Origin of the sequence: Streptomyces sp. NPDC037389, from assembly GCF_040636475.1 — a bacterium.
Lineage (GTDB): Bacteria > Actinomycetota > Actinomycetes > Streptomycetales > Streptomycetaceae > Streptomyces > Streptomyces hesseae.
In genome coordinates this window covers 425,022-448,469 of the sequence record NZ_JBEZUS010000005.1, presented here as the reverse complement: position 1 = coordinate 448,469, position 23,448 = coordinate 425,022, and the positions used below count along the sequence as shown (strand labels likewise).

At 71.9% G+C, this 23,448-nt stretch carries 19 protein-coding genes; 14 read left to right on the top strand and 5 right to left on the bottom strand.

Annotation, left to right across the window (positions count from 1 at the left end):
* The first annotated feature begins 47 nt into the window (after nucleotides 1-47).
* From AB0E98_RS14285 to AB0E98_RS14270, 4 genes are all read left to right on the top strand, one after another.
* Nucleotides 48-338, top strand: a complete 291-nt coding sequence (locus AB0E98_RS14285; protein ID WP_361702059.1) for a DUF4229 domain-containing protein — start codon at nucleotides 48-50, stop codon at nucleotides 336-338.
* Between the two features lie 164 nt (nucleotides 339-502).
* Nucleotides 503-1,840: a dicarboxylate/amino acid:cation symporter gene (locus AB0E98_RS14280; RefSeq protein WP_361702058.1), complete on the top strand. Its 1,338-nt coding sequence runs from the start codon at nucleotides 503-505 to the stop codon at nucleotides 1,838-1,840.
* A gap of 254 nt (nucleotides 1,841-2,094) precedes the next feature.
* The gene (locus tag AB0E98_RS14275) at nucleotides 2,095-2,733 is read left to right on the top strand and encodes a helix-turn-helix domain-containing protein (RefSeq protein WP_361702057.1); all 639 of its coding nucleotides are present in this window, start codon (nucleotides 2,095-2,097) and stop codon (nucleotides 2,731-2,733) included.
* Nucleotides 2,734-2,907: 174 nt separating this feature from the next.
* Nucleotides 2,908-4,821, top strand: a complete 1,914-nt coding sequence (locus AB0E98_RS14270; RefSeq protein ID WP_361702055.1) for a long-chain fatty acid--CoA ligase — start codon at nucleotides 2,908-2,910, stop codon at nucleotides 4,819-4,821.
* 60 nt (nucleotides 4,822-4,881) lie between these two features.
* On the opposite strand, the gene AB0E98_RS14265 is transcribed toward AB0E98_RS14270, so the two are convergent.
* Both AB0E98_RS14265 and AB0E98_RS14260 read right to left on the bottom strand, forming a co-directional pair.
* Nucleotides 4,882-6,036 carry a lipase family protein gene (locus AB0E98_RS14265; RefSeq protein ID WP_361702054.1) on the bottom strand — a complete coding sequence of 385 codons (1,155 nt, stop codon included), beginning with the start codon at nucleotides 6,034-6,036 and terminating at the stop codon, nucleotides 4,882-4,884.
* 108 nt (nucleotides 6,037-6,144) lie between these two features.
* A complete protein-coding gene (locus AB0E98_RS14260; protein WP_361702052.1) occupies nucleotides 6,145-7,173 on the bottom strand; it encodes an AraC family transcriptional regulator in 1,029 nt (342 codons plus the stop codon).
* Between the two features lie 170 nt (nucleotides 7,174-7,343).
* Between AB0E98_RS14260 and AB0E98_RS14255 the strand changes: the two genes are divergently transcribed.
* Nucleotides 7,344-9,173, top strand: coding sequence for a long-chain fatty acid--CoA ligase (locus AB0E98_RS14255; protein WP_361702051.1), 1,830 nt, complete (start codon nucleotides 7,344-7,346; stop codon nucleotides 9,171-9,173).
* Nucleotides 9,174-9,344: 171 nt separating this feature from the next.
* On the opposite strand, the gene AB0E98_RS14250 is transcribed toward AB0E98_RS14255, so the two are convergent.
* Nucleotides 9,345-9,548, bottom strand: coding sequence for a cold-shock protein (locus AB0E98_RS14250; RefSeq protein WP_030067036.1), 204 nt, complete (start codon nucleotides 9,546-9,548; stop codon nucleotides 9,345-9,347).
* 284 nt (nucleotides 9,549-9,832) lie between these two features.
* On the opposite strand from AB0E98_RS14250, the gene AB0E98_RS14245 reads away from it, so the two are divergent.
* Entirely contained in the window at nucleotides 9,833-10,723 is an 891-nt protein-coding gene (locus tag AB0E98_RS14245) for a menaquinone biosynthesis protein (protein ID WP_361702050.1), read from the top strand.
* 78 nt (nucleotides 10,724-10,801) lie between these two features.
* Here AB0E98_RS14245 and AB0E98_RS14240 read toward each other — a convergent pair whose 3' ends face one another.
* Nucleotides 10,802-12,148, bottom strand: coding sequence for an alpha/beta hydrolase-fold protein (locus tag AB0E98_RS14240; RefSeq protein ID WP_361702048.1), 1,347 nt, complete (start codon nucleotides 12,146-12,148; stop codon nucleotides 10,802-10,804).
* 163 nt (nucleotides 12,149-12,311) lie between these two features.
* On the opposite strand from AB0E98_RS14240, the gene AB0E98_RS14235 reads away from it, so the two are divergent.
* The 8 genes from AB0E98_RS14235 (at nucleotide 12,312) to AB0E98_RS14200 (ending at nucleotide 22,269) form a co-directional block, all read left to right on the top strand.
* Nucleotides 12,312-13,880, top strand: a complete 1,569-nt coding sequence (locus AB0E98_RS14235) for a serine/threonine-protein kinase (protein WP_361702046.1) — start codon at nucleotides 12,312-12,314, stop codon at nucleotides 13,878-13,880.
* A gap of 79 nt (nucleotides 13,881-13,959) precedes the next feature.
* The gene (gene mqnC / locus AB0E98_RS14230) at nucleotides 13,960-15,156 is read left to right on the top strand and encodes a cyclic dehypoxanthinyl futalosine synthase (protein ID WP_361702045.1); all 1,197 of its coding nucleotides are present in this window, start codon (nucleotides 13,960-13,962) and stop codon (nucleotides 15,154-15,156) included.
* Nucleotides 15,157-15,160: 4 nt separating this feature from the next.
* The gene (locus AB0E98_RS14225; RefSeq protein ID WP_361702044.1) at nucleotides 15,161-15,799 is read left to right on the top strand and encodes a hypothetical protein; all 639 of its coding nucleotides are present in this window, start codon (nucleotides 15,161-15,163) and stop codon (nucleotides 15,797-15,799) included.
* Nucleotides 15,800-15,899: 100 nt separating this feature from the next.
* Nucleotides 15,900-16,526 (top strand): Uma2 family endonuclease, encoded by a 627-nt coding sequence (locus AB0E98_RS14220; protein WP_361702043.1) that lies wholly within the window; start codon nucleotides 15,900-15,902, stop codon nucleotides 16,524-16,526.
* A 327-nt stretch (nucleotides 16,527-16,853) separates the two neighbouring features.
* Nucleotides 16,854-17,552, top strand: coding sequence for a demethylmenaquinone methyltransferase (locus AB0E98_RS14215; RefSeq protein ID WP_361702041.1), 699 nt, complete (start codon nucleotides 16,854-16,856; stop codon nucleotides 17,550-17,552).
* Nucleotides 17,553-17,739: 187 nt separating this feature from the next.
* Nucleotides 17,740-19,992: a hypothetical protein gene (locus AB0E98_RS14210; RefSeq protein WP_361702039.1), complete on the top strand. Its 2,253-nt coding sequence runs from the start codon at nucleotides 17,740-17,742 to the stop codon at nucleotides 19,990-19,992.
* Between the two features lie 136 nt (nucleotides 19,993-20,128).
* A complete protein-coding gene (locus tag AB0E98_RS14205) occupies nucleotides 20,129-21,415 on the top strand; it encodes a geranylgeranyl reductase family protein (protein ID WP_311609049.1) in 1,287 nt (428 codons plus the stop codon).
* Between the two features lie 137 nt (nucleotides 21,416-21,552).
* Complete coding sequence (locus AB0E98_RS14200; protein ID WP_361702038.1) at nucleotides 21,553-22,269, top strand: hypothetical protein; 717 nt, start codon at nucleotides 21,553-21,555, stop codon at nucleotides 22,267-22,269.
* 81 nt (nucleotides 22,270-22,350) lie between these two features.
* Here AB0E98_RS14200 and AB0E98_RS14195 read toward each other — a convergent pair whose 3' ends face one another.
* Nucleotides 22,351-23,376 (bottom strand): hypothetical protein, encoded by a 1,026-nt coding sequence (locus tag AB0E98_RS14195; protein WP_361702036.1) that lies wholly within the window; start codon nucleotides 23,374-23,376, stop codon nucleotides 22,351-22,353.
* Nucleotides 23,377-23,448 lie beyond the last annotated feature (72 nt).

The window sequence follows — 23,448 nt, the reverse complement described above, 5'->3', positions numbered from 1 at the left end:
TACTGGAACCTGCCGCTTCGGTTGTCGTCGAGAAGAAGGTCCCGTCCGTGAGTAGCCAGAAGTTCGCGTCGCTCCGCTACACCGCCCTGCGGCTCGGCCTGCTGGTCGCCTGCTTCGCCGTGGTCTGGGGGCTGTGCTACGCGCATGTCATCCCGCTCGGGGTCGGCGACTCCAACCTGGTCTGGATGATCCTGCTCGCCCTGATCCTCTCCGCGCCGCTGAGCTGGGTCCTGCTGCGCAAGCAGCGGGACGCCATGTCCGTGCAGATCGTCGACCGGGTGGACCGCGCGAAGGCCAGGATGGCCGAGAACGCGGGCCAGGAGGACGCGGTCCAGTAACACTCCTCACATATACGACATACGCGCGCCTGCGCCCTGCCCTGGAACTCCCGCTCCAGCGCAGGGCGCAGGCGCGTTTTGCGCTGCGTGCGCCGTAAAAAGTTCTCGTGCGCCTCAAAGAAGTTCTTTGAGTTGCTCAAAGCATGAGTGTTACGGTAATCGGCATGTCGACGTCACCGTCCCCCACGGCGGCCGCCCCGCGCGGGCGGATATCCCGCATCCTCAGCGTGCCCTTCTGGGCCCAGATCCTCCTCGGCCTCGTGCTGGGCGCCCTGCTCGGCTGGGCCGCCAAGAGCGGTGACATCGGCTGGCTCGGCACCACGCTGGGCAAGGTCGGCGACATCTTCGTCCAGCTGCTGATGCTGGTCATCGCGCCGCTGGTGTTCTTCGCGATCCTGGTCTCGATCACCAATCTGCGGAACGTCTCCAACGCCGCCCGGCTGGCCACCCGCACCCTGATGTGGTTCATGATCACGTCGCTGATCGCGGTCGTCATCGGCCTGGCGATCGGCCTGCTCACCGACCCGGGCGCCGGCACCGGGCTCACCGCCGCCGACGGCGCCGAGCCCAAGAAGCACGGCTCCTGGCTCGACTTCCTCACCGGGATCATCCCCACCGACATCGTCACGCCCTTCACCCAGCTCAAGGTCCTCCAGATCGTCTTCATGGCCGTGGTCGTCGGCATCGCGATCCTGAAGACCGGTGAGAAGGCCCAGCCCGTCCTCACCTTCAGCCATTCCGTGCTGGAGCTGCTCCAGAAGGCCCTGTGGTGGGTCATCAAGCTCGCCCCGCTGGGCACGGTCGGCCTGGTCGGCACCGCCATCTCGACGTACGGCTGGGGCCTGCTCAGCAAGTACGCGACGTTCACCGTCGACATCTACGTCGGCTGCGCCATCGTGCTGTTCGGCGTCTACCCGCTGCTCCTCGCGGGCGTCGCCAAGGTCAACCCGCTGCGCTTCTTCAAGGGCGCCTGGCCCGCGATCCAGCTGGCCTTCGTCTCCCGCTCCTCCGTCGGCACCATGCCGCTGACCCAGAAGGTCACCGAGCGGCTCGGCGTGCCCAAGGAGTACGCGTCCTTCGCGGTGCCCTTCGGCTCGACGACCAAGATGGACGGCTGCGCCTCGATCTACCCGGCCATCGCCGCGATCTTCGTCGCCCAGGTCTTCGACGTGCCGCTGGAGGTCAAGGACTACATCCTGATCGCCTTCGTCTCCGTCATCGGCTCGGCCGCGACCGCCGGCCTCACCGGCGCCACCGTGATGCTCACGCTGACGCTCTCGACGCTGGGCCTGCCGATGGCGGGCGTGGGCCTGCTGCTGGCGATCGACCCGATCGTGGACATGATGAGAACCGCGACAAATGTCGCCGGCCAATCAGTAATACCGATCATCGTCGCCTCCCGGGAGAAGATCCTGGACCGCGCCGCCTACGACACGGCCGACGGCTCCCACCTGGAGGACGAGCCCGTCGCCGAGGCGCGCACCGCGCCCGTCGCGGCCTGACAGCCCGGCAGGAAAGGGCCGTGCGGCCCCCCGGAGGCTCGTTCCCGGCCCTTGACGTCCCTCCTCCCCGTGATATTACCTGCCGGTAGTGTGACGGGGGGGAGGGATTTTTTGTCGTGACGGTTGTGAGTAACGCACAGGTCGCAAGGACCGCGGAGAGCACCACACGGGACGGCGCCGCCGGGTCGGGGGGCGGGGCGCCGCCACAGGAGCCGGCCCCCGGGCGCAAGCGCGGCAGCGGGAAGATCCGGCGGATGCCACGGGAGGTGCGCGAACGGCAGATGCTCGACGCCGCCGTGGAGGTCTTCGCCCGGCGCGGCTACCGCGCCGCGTCCATGGACGAGATCGCCGAACTGGCCGGTGCCTCCAAGCCGCTGGTCTATCTGTATCTGAACTCGAAGGAATCCCTCTTCGGCGCCTGCGTCCACCGTGAGGCCGCCGCCCTGATGGCCTCGGTACGGGCCGCGATCGAGCCCGGCGCCTCCGCCGACGACCGGTTGTGGAACGGGCTGCGCGCCTTCTTCGCCCACACCGCCGAGCACCCCGACGGCTGGGCGGTGCTCAGCTGCCAGGCCCGGACGAACGGGGAGCCGTTCGCGCCCGTGGTGGGCGAGCTGCGTCAGGAGATGGTCGACCTCGTCACCCGGCTCATCGCCGCCACCGCAGCCGAGGGCGCGGGCGGGGACGGTCGCGCCGCCCTCGCCGGACACGAGGCCTCCGGGCTGGCGCACGCGCTGGTGGGCGCCGCCGAGTCGCTCGCGGGGTGGGCCAACACCCGTACGGGCGCCGTCCCCTCGGCGAAGGAGACCGCGGCGACGTTGATGAACGTCGCCTGGGTGGGGCTGGAGAACCTCAGGGCCGGACGGCGCTGGACACACGCCACCCGGCCCTGAGCCGTCCCGTCGCGTCGCGACGCGGGGGCCGGGGGTATGAGGACCGAAGAGGGGGTGGTCGGCGGGGGCCCGCAGGCGTACCTTTACGGCCAGGCATCTACTGCCGAGTAATGTCGCCTGCTCGCCTGCCGGTTTCGCCTGTCGTTCGCCTGCCGTCCCGAACAGGAGCCGCACGTGTCCGTAACGCCCGGCGCCGCCGCGCCCCCGCCGCTCGTCCCGCCCCGTACGACCGCCGTCGCCGGGACCGTCCGCGAGGCGGCCGTCCCCGCCCTCGCCCCGCGCGTCCACCACGGCACGCTCGGCGACCTGCCCTTCGACAACGCGGCCGAGGCCCCCCAGGCCGTCGCCGTCAGCCGCAGGGAACCCGGCCCCGGCCGCGCCCTCTGGCGCGACATCACCGCCGCCCGCTTCGCCGCCGAGGTGCGCGGCGTCGCCAAGGGCCTCGTCGCCCATGGGCTGCGGCCCGGCGACCGGCTCGCCATCATGGCCCGCACCCGCTACGAGTGGACGCTCCTGGACTTCGCCGCCTGGGCCGCCGGCCTGGTCACCGTCCCCGTCTACCCCACCTCCTCCGGCCACCAGGTCCGCTGGATCCTCCAGGATTCCGGCGCCACCGCGTGCGTCGTCGAGACCCCCGAACAGCTGAAGCCGGTCGCCGCCGCCCGCCCGGACTTACCCGCCCTCGCCCACGTCTGGCAGCTCGACACCGGAGCCGTGGCCCGCTTCATCGCCGCCGGACGGGCCCTGCCCGACCGGGTGATCAACGAACGCCGGGCCACCCGCACCCCCGAGGACATCGCCACCCTCATCTACACCTCCGGCACCACCGGCCGCCCCAAGGGCTGCGTCCTCACCCACGCCAACTTCTTCGCCGAGGTCGACAACGCGATCGCGCTGCTCCACCCCGTCTTCGCCTCCGTCACCAAGGAGCCCCCCTCCACCCTGCTCTTCCTGCCGCTCTCCCACGTCCTCGGCCGCATGGTCGCCGTCGGCTGCCTCCGCGCCCGGGTGCGGCTGGGCCACACCGACTCCTTCCGGGGCGACGAACTCCGCTCCGACCTGGCCGGATTCCGGCCGACGTTCCTCCTGGCCATCCCCTACGTCCTGGAGAAGATCTACAACACCGGCCGGGCGGCGGCGGAACGGCTCGGCCGCGCCGACACCTTCGACCGCGCGGCCGCCGTGGCCCGGGACCACGCCGAGGCCACCGCCGCCGGGCTCTCCCGTACCGGCCCCGGCCCGGCGCCGCGCCTGCGCGCCGCCCACGCCCTCTACGACCCGCTCGTCTACCGCCGGATCCGGGCCGCGCTCGGCGGCCGCGTCCGCTACGTCATCAGCGGTGGCTCACCCCTGGGCACCCGGCTCACCGCCTTCTACTCCGGCGCCGGCATCGGGATCTTCGAGGGCTACGGCCTCACCGAGACCACCGCCGCCGCCACCCTCACCCCACCGCTGCGCCCCCGCCCCGGCACCGTCGGCTGGCCCCTGCCCGGCGGCGGCGTCCGCATCGCCGCCGACGGCGAGATCCTGCTGCGCGGCGCCCACGTCTTCGCCGGCTACTGGGACGCGGAGAAGGCGGAGGCGGTCCCGGCGTCCGGAGCGGACGAGTGGTTCGCCACCGGCGACCTCGGCGCGCTGGACCCCGAGGGCTACCTCACGATCACCGGCCGGAAGAAGGAACTCATCGTCACGTCCGGGGGCAAGAACGTCGCCCCGGCGCCCCTGGAGGACCGCGTCCGCGCCCACCCCCTGGTCGACCAGTGCATCGTCGTCGGCGACAACCGCCCCTACGTCACGGCGCTGATCACCCTCGACCGCGACGGCCTCGACCACTGGGCCCGGATGCGGGGGCTCGACGACGTGCCGGTGCACGAGCTCGTCCACGACGAGGCGCTGCGGGCGGAGCTGGGGGAAGCGGTGGAGGAGGCGAACGGGTATGTGTCGCGGGCGGAGTCGATCCGTCGGTTCGCCGCGCTGCCGGTGGAGTTCTCGGTGGAGGCGGGCTATCTGACGCCGTCGCTGAAACTGCGGCGCGAGGTCATCGCGCGGGACTTCGCGGAGGAGATCGCGGCGCTGTACGAGCGGTGAGGGAGCCCCGGCGCCGGACGGGCTGAGACCAGCCCGTCCGGCGCTCAAGGACGACGCGCGTCAGCAGTTGCCCTCCACCGGCCGTCCGGCGAACCGCTCCGCCAGCCAGTTCGCAGCAGGTATCGACTCCGCGATGACCCCGGTGACGTGCTCGGCCAACGGCAGCGACTTCCACCGCACCGTCGCACCCTTGGCACACCAGTCCGCCCGCAGCTTCCGCCCCACCTCGTAGGGGATCAGCTCGTCGATCACCCCGTGATAGAGGTACACGGGATGATCGGGCGCGTGCGTGCCCAGCGTGGACGCCCGCAGCACCCGCTGCCAGTCCGCCTCGTACAGCGGATTCCGCACCGTCACGTCCCCGATCCGTTTGAAGAGCCCCGCCGCGGCGTCGATCACCACGCAGTGCGACTTCAGGAAGTCGACGTACGCCCGCCCCTTGTCGTTGAGGTAGGAGTCGAGCCTCAGCTCCGGGAAGGCCGCGTTCTGGCCGACCGCGGCCATCAGGACGAGGCCGGCCCCGACGCCGCCGTTGTTGAAGTCGGCCGTCTTCAGCAGATCCGCTGGCACGCCGCCCGTCGCCGTGCCGCGGACGTCGAGTTCGGGCGCGTACGAGTCGTGGAGCTCCGCCGCCCAGCTGCCGGCCTGGCCGCCCTGGGAGTAGCCCATGATGCCGACGGGCGTGTCCGGGCCCAGCCCCGCCTGCGGCAGCCGCAGCGCGGCGCGCGCGGCGTCGAGGACGGCGTGCCCCTCGGCACGCCCGACGGTGTACGTGTGGTCGCCGGGGGTGCCCAGGCCCTCGTAGTCGGTGACGGCGACGGCCCAGCCGCGGGCGGTGAGCAGCTGGATGAGGTTGGCCTCCAGCGTGGTGCCGCGCGGGAAGCCCGCCGAGGGGGCGCACTGGTCGGCGATCCCCACGGTGCCCACGGCGTAGGTGATCAGCGGGCGGGGGCCGGTGCGGCCGTCCTGGGGGACGATCACGGTGCCGGAGACGACGTTCGGGGTGCCCCTGGCCGTGGTGGAGCGGTAAGTGACGTGCCACGCCCGGGTGTTCGTGGGCTGGCCCGGGAGCGGGTGGAAGGAGGTCGGGGCGGCGCTGACGATGTCGCCGGGGGACCCCGTGTCCGTACCGCCGGCGGCCGAGGCGCCGCCCGACAGGCCGAACGTGACGGCCAGCGCGGCGACCGCCGCGAGGGCCGTTCTGCGCAGGTGCATGCGGCTCTCCCCACTGTCGTGACCAACTGTCGTGAGGCGACTGCCGTGAGACAGCTGCCGGGTGGTGACCGTAGTGACCCGCCGGTAGGGCGGCGCTGACCGGAACGCTCAGCTTTCCTGGCCGCGCCGGTACGCCCCCGGCGTCGTCCCCGTCCAGCGGCGGAACGCCCGGTGGAAGGCGGCGTCCTCCGAGAACCCCAGCCGGGCCGCCAGCTCCACGATCGGCTCCCGGCTCCCCGCCAGCCCGGCCAGCGCCGCCTCCCGCCGCACCTGGTCCTTCAGCCGCCGGTACGAGGTGCCCTCCTCCCGCAGCCGGCGCCGCAACGTCGCCGGGCTCACCGCCAGCCGGGCCGCCAGCCGGTCGAGCTCCGGCAGCCGGGCCGGGCGGCCCTCGCGCAGGGCGCGCGTGAACGTCCGCCGCACCTGCTCGGTCACCGTCGTGCCGTACTCGTGGCGGCCGATGAGCGCGGCGGGCGCCCCGCGCAGCAGCTCCTCCAGCGCCGCCTCGTCCCGCACCGGCGCCGCCGCCAGCCACCGGGCGTCGAACCGGGCGCTCGCCCGGAACGTCCGGCCCGGGCCGAACCCCACCGGGCAGTCGAAGACCGTCCCGTACTCGCCCGCGTGGGGTGGCGGCGGGCAGTCGAAGCGGACCCGGCGCAGGGGGATCCGCCGCCCGATCAGCCAGCTCGCCAGCCGGTGCCAGATCACCAGCACGGATTCGGCCAGGAACCGGCCCTCGGTGTGGTCGCGCAGATCGTTGCGGACCGCGAACTCGGCCTCCTCCCCGCCGCGTTCGAGCGCGAGGTCCGGGCCGCCGGGGAAGAGCCCGTAGAACCGCACGGCCCGCTCCAGGGCCGTGCCCAGGTCCCGGCAGCCGATGCTGGCGTAGCACATCATGGCGAAGGTCCCGGGTCTGCTGGGCACCGTGCCCAGCCCCATGAACTCGTCCCCCGTGGCCCGCTGCACCGCGCGGACCAGCAGCGCGAACTGCTCGGCGGTCACCCGCGCCCGCTCGTCGCCCAGCGTCAGCGGCGGAATCCCGGCCCGCTGGAGCAGCGGCACGCTGTCGAGACCCAGCCGCCGCGCCCCGCCGAGCGCGGCCCGCACCTGGTGCACGGTGACCGTCCGGCTGTTCATGCACCGCACGGTAACTCCCTTGAACGCCCGGGTCAGTGGGGCCGACGATTCCGGTCATCCCGGCGGGGGCGGGTGGGGTGGACCATGCCGACTGGGTACATCGGTACGCAGGATTCTGTTCGCGTGTTCCTCATGCGCCCATCTGTTCGTTCGCCGGTCCGGGAGGCCCCATGCCGCAGCAACGTCCCGACACTTTCGCCGAGTTCACCGAATGGACGGCGGAGCGGTACGGGGGCCTGCCCGCGCTGCGCTTCCGCCGCGGCGACGGCTGGGCGGAGACGAACCACGAGGAGCTGCGCGAGACCGTACGCACCCTCGGCCGGGGCCTGATCGGGCTAGGGGTGCGCCCGGACGACCGGGTGGCGATCCTGGCGGAGACCCGCCCGGAATGGACCCACGCCCAGTTCGCCGCGCTGGCCGCCGGCGCGGTCGTCGTGCCCGTCTACCCCACGGCCGGGCAGGAGGAACTGGCCTGGGTGCTGGGCGACTCCGGTGCGTCCGTCGTCATCTGCGAGAACGCCGCCCAGGCGGCCCGTGTGACGGCCGTCCGCGACAGACTGCCCGAGCTGCGCGACCTGGTGCTGATGGACGGCGACCCCACCGGCCTCCCCGCCGGCACCCACCTCCTCGCCGCGCTGCCCACCACCGCTCCTCCGGCCGAGCTCCTCGCGCGCGCCGCCGCGCGCAAGGGCGACGACCTGTGCACCATCGTCTACACCTCCGGCACCACCGGCCTCCCCAAGGGCTGTCGCCTCACCCACGCCAATCTCGTCACCAACCAGGACGCCACCGCCGACCTCACCGGCGCCGGCCCCGGCGACACCACCTACCTCTATCTGCCGCTCGCCCACATCCTCGGCCAGCTCATCCAGCTGACCGCGCTCCGCCGGGGCGGCGCGCTCTGCTACTTCGGCGGCCGGGTCGAGAACGTCGTCGCCGAACTCGCCGAGGTCCGGCCCACCCACCTGCCCTCCGTGCCCCGGCTGTTCGAGAAGGTGCACGCCGGGGCTGTCTCCCTCGCCGAGGCACACGGCCCCGAGGGCCGGGCCCGCCTGGAGGCGGCCGTCCGCGTCGGCCTGGAGACGGCCGGGCTCCGCGAGCGGGGCGAGGAACCGGCCGAGGCGCTGCGCACCGCTTGGGAGACGGCCGAGAAGAGCGTTTTCGCCCCCACGCGGGCGGTCTTCGGCGGCAGGCTGCGCTGGGCCCTCACGGGGGCCGCGCCCATCGCGCCGCAGACGCTGGACTTCCTGCGCGCCTGCGGCATCGCCGTCTTCGAGGGCTACGGCATGACCGAGGCCTCCGGCGTGATCACCGTCAACCGCCCGGGGGCCGTGCGCCCCGGCACGGTCGGGCAGGCCATCGCCGGCTGCGAGGTGCGGATCGCGGAGGACGGCGAGGTGCTGGCCCGGGGGCCCGGCGTCTTCGCCGGCTATCACGGCAACCCGGCCGCCACCGCCGGGGCCGTCGGCGCGGACGGCTGGCTGCGCACCGGTGACATCGGCACCCTCGACGCGGAGGGCTACCTCCGGATCACCGGCCGCAAGAAGGACCTGATCATCACGTCCAGTGGCAAGAACCTGACGCCCTCGCTGTGGGAGTTCGCCGCCCAGCAGTCCCGCTGGATCTCCCGCGCGGTGATGATCGGCGACCGTCGGCCGTACCCGGTGGCGCTGCTCACCCTCGACACAGCGGAGATCACGGCCTGGGCAGCCCGTGAAGGGGTGGTTTTCGATGCCGGAGGGCCTGCCCGGCACCCGGCGGTGCGGCGGCTGTGCGAGGAGGCGGTGACGGCGGCCAACGAGCGGGTGTCGCGCCCTGCCCGGATACGGGCGTTCACGATCCTGGCCGGGGACTTCGGCGTGGAGAACGGCACCTTGACGCCGACCTTGAAACTCCGCCGGACGGCGGTCGCGGAGCGCTATGCCGGGGATATCGAGGCGCTGTACGAAGGTGGGTGCGAAGACAAGTTCGAAAGTGAAATAAGTGGCGCGAGTGAGTGAACGTTTTGTGGGCGGAAGCCCCGTTCCGGGGTACCCGAAGGCGCCTGTATAAAAACCTTGTGAACGAGCCATCGATCCACCCCTTGGCCTGAAAAGGCAGGAGCCCCGCCTTCCGCCGAAGCGGAAGGAAGGGCTCCTTGGGTGATCCCCGGAGAACCGGGGATCGGAAAATCACGCCGGGGTGACGTTCTCCGCCTGCGGACCCTTGGGGCCCTGCGTGACGTCGAAGGTGACCTGCTGGTTCTCCTCAAGGGAGCGGAAGCCAGCGGCGTTGATCGCGGAGTAGTGGACAAAGACGTCGGGGCCCCCGCCGTCCTGGGCGATGAAGCCAAAGCCCTTTTCAGCGTTGAACCACTTCACGGTTCCGGTAGCCATAAGCCCTCCTTGGGCCAAAGGGTTGCCCTGCTCCAGAACCTGCGAGAAGTCTGAAAACTACAAAAGCCTGCGGGGTCACATGCTCCGCAGGCTCTGTACTGCAAGGGAAACCAAACTGCAACTTGCGGCGAGCCTAGCACGCAGACGTTCTTCCGGGGAAGGAGTTGAAGATCACGCCTACGGCGGGTTTTCCGGCCCTTGCGGGTGGAAAAGATCGCCTGTCAGGCACCTGTGAGCGACACCCCGGCCCGGCGGCCCGGGGGAGCCGGGGCTAGCCTCCGGATGTGGACAATTCAGCCTCAGATGTAGCGACCGCCGTCGACGCGCCGGAGCGGCCGCGCAGCCGTCCGCGTGTCGGCCACATCCAGTTCCTCAACTGTCTGCCCCTCTACTGGGGGCTCGCCCGCACCGGCACGCTGCTGGACCTGGACCTGACCAAGGACACCCCCGACAAGCTCAGCCAGCAGCTGATCGCCGGGGAGCTGGACATCGCGCCGGTCACGCTCGTCGAGTTCCTGAGAAACGCCGACGACCTGGTCGCGCTGTCCGACATCGCGGTCGGCTGCGACGGTCCCGTCATGTCCTGCGTCATCGTCTCCCAGCTGCCGCTGGACCGGCTGGACGGGGCCCGGGTCGCCCTCGGCTCCACCTCGCGCACCTCGGTCCGCCTCGCCCAGCTGCTGCTCGCCGAGCGCTACGGCGTGGCGCCGGAGTACTACACCTGCCCGCCCGACCTCGGCGCGATGATGCAGGAGGCCGACGCGGCCGTCCTGATCGGCGACGCCGCCCTGCGGGCCTCGCTGCACGACGCCCCGAGGCTGGGCCTCACGGTCCACGACCTGGGGACGATGTGGAAGGAGTGGACGGGCCTGCCGTTCGTCTTCGCCGTCTGGGCCGCCCGCAAGGACTACCTGGCCCGGGAGCCGGAGCTCGTCGCCCAGGTGCACCAGGCCTTCCTGGCCTCCCGCGACGTCTCCCTGGAGGAGGTCGGCAAGGTCGCCGAGCAGGCCGCCCGCTGGGAGTCCTTCGACGCCGAGCTGCTGGAGCGCTACTTCACCACGCTGGACTTCCGCTTCGGCCCGGACCAGCTCGCGGGTGTGTCGGAGTTCGCCCGCCGCACCGGCCCGACGACCGGCTTCCCCGCCGACGTCCTGGTGGAACTGCTGAAGCCCTGACCCCTCCGGAGAGGGATCAGGGCTTCACGTCACCGCTCACCGGGCCCCGTGGAACCACCGGGGCCCGGCAGGGCCGGCTCAGGAGGAGGGCGTCGGCCCCTCCATCTGTTCACTGATCCACTGGATGCTGCTGTTCCCCATGCCCTTCACATAGGTCTTGGCGTCGTGCTTGCCGCCTTGGATGACCTCGAGATGGGTGTGGATGGGGCCCTTGTTGCCATAGGTGGCGATGTATTTGTCGACGCCCTGCCGTGTGATGGCGGCCTCCAGCGTTCCGTACTGGAACGCGACGTAGACGTCGTTCTTGGACTTGGTGTCGATCAGCCGCTGGGAGAGGACCTCGGGGTTGTTCTCCCGCTTCTCGGCGTCGTGGCCCTTCCACAGCGGGGAGTCGGGGACGATGTCCGGGCCGGAGGCGATGACGGCCTTGAACTTGTCCGGGTGCTTCATGACGGCCTTGAAGCCGGCGAAGCCACCGGAGGAGGAGCCCATGAACGCCCAGCCGTCACGCGACTTCAGCGTGCGGAAGTTCTCCTTCATGAGCTCCGGGACGTCCTCGGTGAGCCAGGTGCCCATCTTGGCCTGGCCGGGGATGTCACTACCGTCGTAGTAGTACTTCTCGTCCGGGTTGAGGACGGGCATGGCCAGCAGGAACGGCTTGCTCTTGCCCTCGTCCGCCCACTTGGCGATGTTGGACTCCAGACCGAGGTCGGTGCCCATCCAGTAGTTGTTCGGGTAGCCGGGGCCACCGGGCAGCGCGATCAGGACCGGGAAGCCGCTCTTGGCGTACTTGGGGTCCTTGTACTGCTTGGGCGCCCAGACCCAGACCTTGCCCGTGAAACCGGACTTCTTGCCCGTGATGGTCACGACGCCGATCTCGGTGCCGTCGCTCAGCGAGTTCGCGTTCTTGAACTTCGCCTCCGGGCCCGTCGGCATCAGCGTCTTGGAGTCACCGGAATCACCGCTGGCACCGCCGGCCTGGCCGCCGTTCTTGTCGGCGCCGGCGCCGGCGCCGAAGCTGACCGGGTCGCCCTTCTTGGAGAACGGGCCGATCTCCATGTACTTCAGCACGCCGCCCGTGATCAGGCCGACTATGGCTATGGACGCCACGATGATCGTCCAGAGCTTGGCGCGGGAGGCGCGACGCCGGCCCTGCGACTGGTACGAACCGTCGTACTGGTCGTCGTACTGACCGCCGTACTGGTCGTCCCGGCCGTCCTGGCCGTTGTAGGGACCGTAGCCGTCGGCCGGCGGGTAGTTGCCCTGGCCGCCCTGCTGACGGTAGCCGCCACCCTGCTGCTGGTAGCCGCGGTCCTGGCCGTAGCCACCGCCCTGCTGGCCGTAGCCACCACCCTGCGGGTAGCCGCCGCCCTGTTGTTGGTATCCCCCGTTGGGCCGGTAGCCCCCGTTGGGTGAGTGAGCCATCGCGTCGCTCCGGATGCTGCTGCTGCCCCGAAGGACATGACGGTTTGTTCCGTCCTAGTTGATGGGCAAACCAGGGTCCGGGGTTCCTCGGACGTCCCGTGAATTGAGTCATAGGCTGAAAATCGGGGCCGCAGGGCCCGCTCAAGGGGGAGGCAAAGGTCCCGTGCAACGGCTGTCGGAGGAAGACCCGCAGGTCATAGGCGCATATCGGCTGCTGGGGCGACTCGGGGCGGGCGGTATGGGCCGGGTGTATCTGGGGCGGAGCGCCGGCGGCCGTACCGTCGCCGTCAAGGCCGTGCACCCGCATTTCGCCCTGGACACACAATTCCGGGCGCGTTTCCGGCGAGAAGTGGAATCCGCCCGGAAAGTCGGTGGCGCGTGGACGGCGCCCGTGCTCGACGCCGATCCGGAAGCCGCCGTCCCATGGGTGGCCACCGGCTATGTCGCCGGGCCCTCGCTGACCGAGGCCGTCGCCGAGGTGGGCCCGCTGCCGGAGCCGGCGGTACGGGCGGTCGGCGCGGGCCTGGCGGAGGCGCTGACGGCGGTGCACGGGCTGGGCCTGGTCCACCGGGACGTCAAGCCCTCCAACGTGCTGCTCGCCCTCGACGGCCCCCGCCTGATCGACTTCGGCATCGCCCGCGCCACGGACGGCACCGCGTCCCTGACCGCGACCGGCGTCTCCATCGGCTCGCCCGGCTATATGGCCCCCGAGCAGATCGTGGGCAAGGACGTCACGGGCGCCGCCGACGTCTTCTCCCTGGGCGCGGTCCTCACCTACGCGGCCACGGGCGAGCCGCCCTTCACCGGGGACAGCTCGGCCGCCCTCCTCTACAAGGTCGTCCACGAGGAGCCGGTGCTGGGCCCGGCCCTGACGGGCGAGCTACGGGAGCTGGTGCGGGCCTGCCTGGCCAAGCCCCCGTCGGCCCGCCCGACCCCCGCCGACCTCGCCCGCCACCTCGCCGGCCCGCCGGGAGCCTCCGCCCTCATCCGCCCGGGCTGGCTACCGGGCCCGCTGGTGGAGCGGGTGAGCAGGCAGGCGGTGGAACTGCTGGACCTGGACGGGGCGCCGATCCCAGCCCCTCCGGCGGACAATCCAGCCCCTCCGGCGCTTGAGGAGCGGGGGTCCGGGGGCGGAGCCCCCGAAAGAGCCCCCTCCCCGCACGCTCCCACGGTGACCGCCAAATCCGCCGCCGTATCCATCGGCACCCGCAAGGGAAGAGGCTGCACCCTCGCCCTGACGGTCGCCGGCGTCCTGGCCGTCGCCACGACCACAGCCCTGTTCGCCTTCGGCGTGCTGCCCGGCACGGGCGGGGGCGGCCGCGACGAGGCGGGCAAGCCCACGCCCCCGGCCGCCGGCGCGAGCCCCGCCACACCGTCCACCGTCCTCACGGACTTCGCCGGCACGTGGACCGGCCAGGTCGTCCAGTCCGACGGCACCCCCAACGGCACCATGACCAGCGTCATCACCGACAACACCAAGGACGCCTACGCGGTCCGTACGACCTACGACGTGCTCGGCGTCATCCAGTGCCACAGCAAGGCGCGACTGACCTCGGCCAGGACCGGGAAGATCACCCTGGAGGAGAGCACCGACGGCTCTCCCGGGCCCGGCTGCACGGGCCAGACCGCGGCCGTGTCCTACACCCTCGCCCCGGACGGCAGCCTCGCCTTCGCCTCCCAGGACGCGAAGGGCGGCAACGTCAGGGCGACGCTGACGCGCAGCGGCGGCTGACGACGGGCCGCCGGGGGCCGGTCGGCCCCCCTCGCGTAATCTGGCCCGAGTTCGCATACCCCCTCCGAAGGGACGCCCGGTGACCGAGAACGCCGACCTTCAGTCCGTCCTCGACCGCGCCGCAGCCGGCGGCCGGATCACCCCGGAGGAGGCGCTCGAGCTCTACCGCTCCGCTCCGCTGCACGCCCTCGGCGCGGCCGCCGACGCCGTGCGCCGCAAGCGCTACGCGGGCACCGAGCACATCGCGACGTACATCATCGAGCGCAACATCAACTACACCAACGCCTGCGTCACCGCGTGCAAGTTCTGCGCCTTCTACGCCCCGCCCAAGAGCGAGAAGGTCTGGACGCGCCCGATGGACGACATCCTGCGCCGCTGCGCGGAGACGGTCGCGCTGGGCGGCACCCAGATCATGTTCCAGGGCGGCCACCACCCGGACTACGGCGTGGAGTACTACGAGGAGCACTTCGCGGCGATCAAGAAGGAGTTCCCGCAGCTCGTCATCCACTCCCTCGGCGCGTCCGAGGTGGATCACATGTCGCGGATCTCCGGTGTGAGCGTCGAGGAGGCCATCCGCCGCATCCACGCCGCCGGCCTGGACTCCTTCGCGGGCGCCGGCGCCGAGCTGCTGCCGGAGCGGCCGCGCAAGGCCATCGCGCCGCTGAAGGAGTCGGGCGAGCGCTGGCTGGAGATCATGGAGATCGCCCACGGCATGGGCGTCGAGTCGACCTCCACCATGCTGATGGGCACCGGCGAGACCAACGCCGAGCGGATCGAGCACCTGCGCATGATCCGTGACGTCCAGGACCGCACGGGCGGCTTCCGCGCCTTCATCCCGTACACCTACCAGCCCGAGAACAACCACCTGAAGGGCCGGACGCAGGCGACCCTCTTCGAGTACCTGCGCATGATCGCCATCGCGCGGCTCTTCCTCGACAACGTCGCCCACATCCAGGGCTCGTGGCTGACCACGGGCAAGGAGGTCGGCCAGCTGTCGCTGCACTACGGCGCGGACGACCTCGGCTCGATCATGCTGGAGGAGAACGTGGTCTCCTCGGCCGGCGCCAAGCACCGCTCCAACCGGATGGAGATCATCGATCTCATCCGCAAGGCGGGCCGCGTCCCGGCGCAGCGCGCCACGACGTACGAGCACCTGCTCGTCCACGACGACCCGGCGAACGACCCGGTCGACGACCGCGTCGTCTCCCACCTGTCCTCGACCGCGATCGAGGGCGGCACGGCCCACCCCGAGCTGAAGATCGTCGAGGCGAGCTGACCCCTTGCAGACGCTCCACGCGGCCGACCTGCTGATCGCCGTCCCCGGCACGGCCCCCGTGCCGGGCGGAGCGGTGGTCGTCGACGGCGGCACGGTCGCGGCGCTCGGCCCGTACGAGGAGCTCACGGCGGCGTACCCGCGGGCACGGGTACGGCGGTGGCCGGGGGTGCTCACGCCGGGGCTCGCGCAGCGGAGGGCGGCCGCCCTGCTGACCCGCGCCTACCACCCGGACCCGCGCGAGCACGCCGAACTGGGCGAGCGGCCACTGACCGGCGACCGGCTGGCGGCCCTGGAGATGGACGACACCCGGTGGTCCGGCAGTGTCCGCCGCGGTCTTCAGCAGATGCTGCGCCACGGCACGACGGCGGTGGCCGGGGCGTTCGAGACCCCGTTGCTCTCGACGGCGGTCGCCCGCTCGGGACTGCGGGTGCTGCCCGTCGCCGCCACGCCGGGTGAACCGGACCTCGATCCGCTGCGCGGGGTCGCGTCTCTGGCGGCCGCCGTCGTGTCCCCGCTGACCGTCGGCGGTCGCGCCGACCTCGCCGTCTTCGACGTACCGGACGAGGCGGCGCTGCTGGAGCGCGGCGCGGGCACGTGCGTCGCCACGGTGCTCGCGGGACGCCTGGTGCACCGGCGCCGCTGAGGGCGGTGGCGATTCCGGCGAGGGAGCCCGTTCATTACTTCGGGTGACGCTACCGTCGTATATGGGACCGCGATCCGCACCCGCGTCCACACTCGCGTCCATGGGAGCAGCGATGATCGCAGAACGGCTGGAGAAGGCCACTCCTGAGAACTGGATGTTCCCGCCTGCCGGCGTGTGGACGGCAGCCCAGGTGGAAGACCTGGTGTTGCCGTGCGACTGGGAACTCGTGGACGGAGTGGTCGTGGTTCGGGGGAGGCCGCCTGTGTGGCACAGCATGGTGCGGAGCGGCATCGAGAGGCGTCTACAGGAATGCGTCCGGGAGCCTTATTTCGCTCTGTCGGAACAGTGTGTGCTGATTGACGAGTTCAACCCTCCGGTCCTTGACGTCATCGTCTTTGATCCACGAGGCCTCGACGACATGGCGAAGCACGTTCCCGTGGCGCAGGTCGTCCTCGCGGTCGAGGTGGTGTCCGAGGGCTCTCGGCAGGACGACCGGGTCCGTAAGCCGGCCCTTTACGCCTCGGCGGGGATTCCGTGCTACTGGCGCGTGGAGCGGGGCGAAGACGGTCTCCCCGAGGTGCATGAGTACTGGCTCAACCCCGACCGGGGCGAGTACATCCCGCGTCCTGTCCGCCCCTGTCACACCGGCAAGTTGGAAACGGACCAGCCCTACCCCGTCACCATCGACCTGGCGAATCTGGTGCCGCTCCGGCCACCCCGTCAGTGATCCGTAAGGAGCGCGTCCCCGCACGTCAGGGCGGCATCAAGAGGAGCCGTTCGTACCGCTTTCACCCGGCAGGATGAGCGGCGCGGGGACGGCCGCTTCGGTCGTCCCGCGGTGCGAAGGTGTGGCGGGCCCAGTCGTCGGACAGGCCGCGAGAACGCGCATGACCGGTAGGAAACCCGTTGCCGAGGGGGCCGCGGGTGGGGGGACCGGTGGTTCTCGGGGCGGGCCCACAGGAGCGAGCGCAATCGGCACCGCGAGACGGCCGGTCCTTCCCGGGGCGGCCGTCCCCGTCCAAGGTCCTCCGGGGCCGTGGTGAAGAATGGGTCCGTGACCCGAGCATCCCTGGACAAGCAGCCGCACGAAGTCGCCGCGATGTTCGACGACGTGGCGGCGAAGTACGACCTGACCAACGACGTCATCTCGCTCGGTCAGGCCCGGATCTGGCGCAAGGCCGTGGCAAAGGCCGTCGACGCCCGCCCGGGGCAGAAGGTCCTCGACCTCGCCGCCGGTACGGGTACGTCGTCGCTCCCGTTCGCCATGGACGGCGCCTACGTCGTCCCGTGCGACTTCTCGCTCGGCATGCTGCGCGAGGGCAAGAAGCGCAACCCCTGGCTGCCGCTGACCGCCGGCGACGCCACGAAGCTGCCCTTCGCGGACGACGTCTTCGACGCCGTGACCATCTCCTTCGGGCTGCGCAACGTCCAGGAGACCGACACCGCGATGCGCGAGCTGCTGCGCGTGACCAAGCCGGGCGGGCGCGTGGTGATCTGCGAGTTCAGCCAGCCCACCTGGGCGCCGTTCCGCACGGTCTACAGCGAGTACCTGATGCGCGCCCTGCCGCCGATCGCCCGGACGGTGTGCAGCAACCCCGACGCGTACGTCTACCTCGCCGAGTCGATCCGCGAGTGGCCCGACCAGCCCGCGCTCGCCGCGCGGCTCCAGAAGGCCGGCTGGTCGAAGGTGGCGTGGCGCGATCTGACGGGCGGCGTCGTCGCGCTGCACCGCGGGTTCAAGCCGCTGGACTGATGCGCTGAACCGGCGCGCGTCCTCCGCGCGCCGCCTCCCGGCGATTGTCATGGGCAGGGCGCTCAAGATCGATACGATCTGGGCCCTTGCCCATGATCGTCTGATCGCTCGATCGTCCTGGTCGCTCGATCGTGCCGATCATCTGATCACGCCGATCGCTTGATCGTCGCCGAGCCCCGGAGGCACCGTGCCGACCGCGCCACCCCCGCCGTCGTACCCCCCGCCACCCCTGAGCGCCCCGCCCTCGCGCGGTGCGCTGTTCCTGCGCCGTACGGTCGCCGGGGACTGGGCGGGGGCGGCGAGGGCGGCGCTGTGGCCGTCCGCCCTGCTCCTCGTCCTCGCGGTCGTGATCTCACTGCCGTCCTCGGACGACTTCGACCGCATGCGCCTCGGCGACTGGTCCGACCGCTTCCAGGTCGTCCTCGCCCTGCTGATCCAGGGCCTCGGCGGCACTCTGGACGTGGAGCTGCGAGGTGGCGACACCCTGCTGTCGATGTTCCTGCGCGGCAGCGGTTATCTCTCCGTATGGCCGCTGACGATCACGATTCTGTGGGCCGGAGCGGTGGCTCTGGGCACGGCCCGGCTGCGGCGCGTGACGGGTCCCGCTGGCACGGCCGGTGGGGCGGCCGGTGGGGCGGCCGGTGGCGCCGAGGCCGCCGTGCGCGTGGCTCTGCTGTGCGGGGCCGCGGTGCTGGTGCTCGCCCTGTGCGGGCAGCCGGACGCCGAACAGCTGTCGGTCTCCACCTCGCCCGGTCTCGCCGCGCTGTTCTCGTGCGCGCTGGCGGGCGTGGTGAGCGGCGCGATGCTGTGCCGCGACCGGCTCGTCGAGCGCCTGGGCGCCGGCGTACAGGTGGTCATACGGGCGTGGGGCACCGCCCTGCGCGCCCTCGGGCTGTCGGTGGCGCTCTGCGCGCTGGTCGTGTTCGTCGTCCTCGCCACGCACCAGGACGAGGTGGGCGGCTGGACCGTCGTCGGCTCGCTCCCGGTGCTGGTCAACCTCGGTCTGATGGCGCTCGGCGTCTCCTGGGGCGCGGGCGTCGAGGGTTCGTCCACCGAGCACAGCCGCCATGTGGGCGGCACCCTCGGCCTCTCCGAGATCGGTGAACTGGCGGGCGGCTGGGCCCAGGCCGGCGCCGTGGCGCTGGGCGTGGTGTGCGCGGCGATCCTCGCCGTCCTGGCGGCGCGGCGCTCGGCGGACCGGGTGGAGCAGGTGCTGTCCGGGGTGTTCTTCCTGGCGGCGGTGTGGCTGCTGTCGTTCGTCTCCGGCGGCGACATGCGGATGACCTCCGGTTCCTCTTCTCCCTTCTCGGGGCGCCTGCCGGGCATGGAGGCCTCGCTCGGCACGAACGCCGGGGAGCTGCTGCTGTTCGGCCTGCTGTGGACGGCGGGCGCGGTGCTGCTGGCGGGCGTGCTGGGGCGTCAGGGAACGGGTGCCGTGACGAGCGGTGCGGGTGCGGGTGCGGTGGGCGTGGCTGCGGTGCCGGGTGTGGCGTCGGGTGCGGCCGTGGTGCCGCCCGTGCCGTCCATGCCGCCTGTGCCGGACCGGCCCCCGGTGCCCGCGCAGCCTCCCGTACCGGACCGGCCGCCTACGGCCCCGCCTGTTCCGCCCGTTCCGGCCGCAGCGCCCGTCGCGCAGCCGATCGTGTCCCCGGAGCCCCCGACGGCTCCCTTGCCCCTGGCGTACACCGCCCCCGCCCCCGTCCCCCCTCGCGCGGGCTCAGCGCGCAGCCCGTTCGTGTGGGCGGCCCTCGGCCTGGCGGCCTTCCTGGTCGGCGGTGCCGTGACGGCGGGCGTGATGCTGGTGGGCAACAACAGTGGCAGCGGAAAGGCCGAGAACGCCGACGACAAGGCCCAGCCGCCGGCCGTGACGTCCCCGTCGTCGTCCGCATCGGGCGACCCCGCCGCCCCCGCGACCGGGCCCTCCGGCCCGGCCTCCGCCCCCGCGACGCCGGACCCCGGCGCCAAGCCCAAGCCCCCGACGGACGAGCCCCCCAAGGGCTACATCCGGATGACCTCCCCCGAGGGCTTCTCCCTCGCGGTCCCCGAGTACTGGCGCCGCTACACCACGGGCGGCGACCAGATCGACTACCACGGCCCCACCGGCGCGGCCCAGCTGCGGATCGGCGTCGTGCCGAGCGAGGGGAAGTCCTCGTACGACCACTTCCAGGAGCTGGAGAAGACCGTCTCCCGGCAGGACGGCTACACGCGGGTCACGATGACCCGCAATACCTTCCTCGGCCGCCCCGGCGCCCTCTGGGAGTGGACCTGGAAGGAGAAGAACGGCGAGGTCATGCGGGCGATGAACCAGGCGTACGTGGACGGGTCCGGCACCGAATACGCCGTCATGTTCTCGGAGCGCGAGCGCCTCTACCCCGAGGCGCGGCAGATCTTCGACACGGCGCTGCGCTTCTGGTGGGTCGGCCCGTACAACGCGAGCTGATCCGTCATACGGAAACCGTAGAGCCGGGCGGGCAACGGCGGCCCTCACGACCGCCCGCGCCCGCCCGGCTCATAGACTCGACCCGGCAATGGCCCCAGCCCTTGCCGAATCCCCTTTGCCGAACGGGAGAGCCACCGTGACCGTGACCCCTACCGAACACAGCGCTGATGTGATCGTCGTCGGGGCCGGCCCGGCCGGCTCCACGACCGCGTACTACCTGGCCAAGGCCGGCCTCGACGTCCTCCTCCTGGAGAAGACGGCCTTCCCGCGCGAGAAGGTGTGCGGCGACGGCCTCACCCCGCGCGCCACCAAGCAGCTCGTGGCGATGGGCATCGACGTCTCCGAGGAAGCGGGCTGGCTGCGCAACAAGGGCCTCCGCATCATCGGCGGCGGCGTCCGCCTCGAACTCGACTGGCCGGAGCTGGCGTCCTTCCCGGACTACGGACTGGTCCGCAAGCGCGACGACTTCGACGAGCAGCTCGCCCGGCAGGCGGTCAAGGCCGGTGCCCGGCTCTACGAGCGCTGCAACGTCGGCGCGCCCGTCATCGACGACCGCACGGGCCACATCACCGGCGTCGAGGCGAAGCTGGGGGAGGAGAAGACCCCGGTCACCTTCCATGCCCCGCTGGTCGTCGCCGCCGACGGCAACTCCTCCCGCCTCTCGCTGGCCATGGGCCTCCACCGTCGCGAGGACCGCCCGATGGGCGTCGCCGTCCGCACGTACTTCACCTCCCCGCGCCACGACGACGACTACCTGGAGTCCTGGCTGGAGCTCTGGGACCGCCGCGGTCCCGGCCCGGACCGGCTGCTGCCCGGCTACGGCTGGATCTTCGGCATGGGCGACGGCACGAGCAACGTCGGCCTCGGCGTCCTCAACACCTCCGACTCCTTCAAGGAGCTGGACTGGCGCGAGGTGCTCAAGGCGTGGTGCGCCTCGATGCCCGAGGACTGGGGCTACACCCCCGAGAACATGACCGGCCCCATCCGCGGCGCCGCCCTCCCCATGGCCTTCAACCGTCAGCCCCACTACACCCGCGGCCTGCTGCTCGTCGGCGACGCGGGCGGCCTGGTCAACCCGTTCAACGGCGAGGGCATCGCCTACGCCATGGAGTCGGGCCAGATCGTCGCCGACGTCATCGTCCAGGCGCACGCCCGTTCCTCGTACGCGCAGCGGGAACTGGCCCTCCAGCGCTACCCGAAGGTCCTCAAGGACACCTACGGCGGCTACTACACGCTCGGCCGCGCCTTCGTGAAGCTCATCGGCAACCCGAAGGTCATGAAGATGGCGACGGAGCGCGGCCTGACGCATCCGCTGCTGATGAAGTTCACGCTGAAGATGCTGGCGAACCTGACCGACCCGACGGGCGGCGACGCGATGGACCGCATCATCAACGGCCTGAGCAAGGTCGCGCCGAGGTCGTAGGGCCGTAGGGCCGTAAGGCTGTAACCGGCCGCAGCTATTCACCCTTTCGTGGGGCTTTCGCGCTGTTTCGGCGCGTCGGCTTTACGGAAGGTAATGGGGGAGAGCCGGAATCCCGTTGTGAGGGGGATGTGCTCGCCATGACGCGTACGAACCGCCTTCGCCGAGTCGTCCGAGCCGCCCGGGTCGCCGCCGTCACGGCGGCGGCCCTCCTCCTGCCCGCCGCCTTCCTCGCGACGCCCGCCAGGGCCGCGACCTCCTGCACCGTCAACGGCACGCCCGCGCCCGGCCCGGAGGTCACCGGTACCGACGGCGACGACGTCATCGTCTGCACCGGCCTGGACGCGGGCGCCACCGTCGACGCCAAGGGCGGCGCCGACACGATCACCCTCGACGGGGAAGTGTCCGGCACCGTTCTCGGCGGCGACGGGGCGGACCACATCGTCCTCGCGGAGGGCGCCCGGCTGACCGGGAAGGGCGTCATCGACGGCCAGGCCGGGAGGGACGAGATCGACCTCAGGGGCGCGGTCCTCGGCACGGTCCGCGGCGGCCAGGACGACGACCTGATCCTCCTCTTCAAGACCGCCACGACCGGCGACGCCAGCCTCATCCGCGGCGCCCGGGGCGCGGACGTCATCCTCGCCGACGGCGCCGTCACCATCCGCGGCCTCGTGGAAGGCTTCGACGGGAACGACTTCATCGACATCAACGGCACCGTGGCCCCCACGGGCCGGGTGCACGGCGACGACGGGGACGACGTCCTCCACGTCCACGTCGACCAGGGCGAGGTGGACGGTGGCGGCGGTACGGACGTGTGTGCCGTCGACAGCGGGAATCAGCCCCTGAACTGCCCCTGAGACGAAGGCTTTCGCTGACTCCGCCCGCCGCATCGGACCCGCCCCCGTGCGGCGGGCGGGCCTGTGGGCCCTACGGGGGGCTCACTTGGACCGGTACTCGTCCTCGACCGGCGTCCAGACGTTCTTCCCCATCCAGTAGGAGTACTGCGGACGGTCCTTGACGGCGCTCGTACGGAACGGGCGCCCGTTGTCGTCGACGCGGACGGTGCCGTGCCGGTCCCCGCTGCTCCACTCCAGCTCCAGGTACCAGCTGACGTCATGGCTCTCGGTACGGCCCACCACCTCCAGCACCTGGGGATCGGTCGAGGTCACCCGGTACGGGAAGTCCGTGGCGGGGACCTTGATGTCGCCCTGCCTGCCGGACGCCGGGCGGGCCACCGGCTGGTCGGCGTCGAGGTCGATGTCGTGGAAGGAGGGCGTGAGGCCGCCGCCGCAGCCGGACCCCATCACGTACGCCGCCCAGGACAGCGGCGCCGACCGGTTCACGACCCGGACCCGGGCGGCGTGCAGCACGACGGCCTCGGCGCCCTTGCCCTGTACGGAGAGCTCGACCTTCGCCTGCCCGCCCGCCACGGCCCGCAGATTCTCCGCCCAGCCGCGGTTGTCCCTCACCTCCGGGGGTGCGGGCATGAACAGCGGTTGCCGGTCCGTCAGGTACAGCTGGCTGCACGGGTCCTCCGAAACGTACGGCCGGACCGCCACGGTCAGCGGAATGCCGGATGCGGAGTCGCCCCCGCCGCCGCTGCCGCCCGGCTTTTCGGGCCCGCCACCGGGGCCGGGGGCCTCGCCCGGTGCGTCCGGCGCCGCCTGGGAGCCGCCGTGCGAGCGGCCGTCGGGGGCGGGGGTGGGGGCGGCGGAGCCACCGGAGGGGGAGGAGGGGAGCGGTAAGGCCGACGGGGGCGACGAGGTGAGCGGCTTCGGAGCGGTCCTCGGCTTGGGGACGGTGAAGAGCGTGCTGGGGGACTGCGCCTGTCCGGGGCGGGCGTCGTCGTGGGAGCCGCCGTCCCGCGAGGCCGCGTAGCCCACCACGGCGGCCGAGGTCGCGACGAGGCCCACGACGGCGGCGCCTATGAGCGCGAGCCGGACGGTTCTGCCAGTGGTGGCCACCCGACCCCCCGGGCGGGACGGGTGGGGCACACCCCACGACCGCGCCCCGGGCCCCGACCACACGGGCACGAC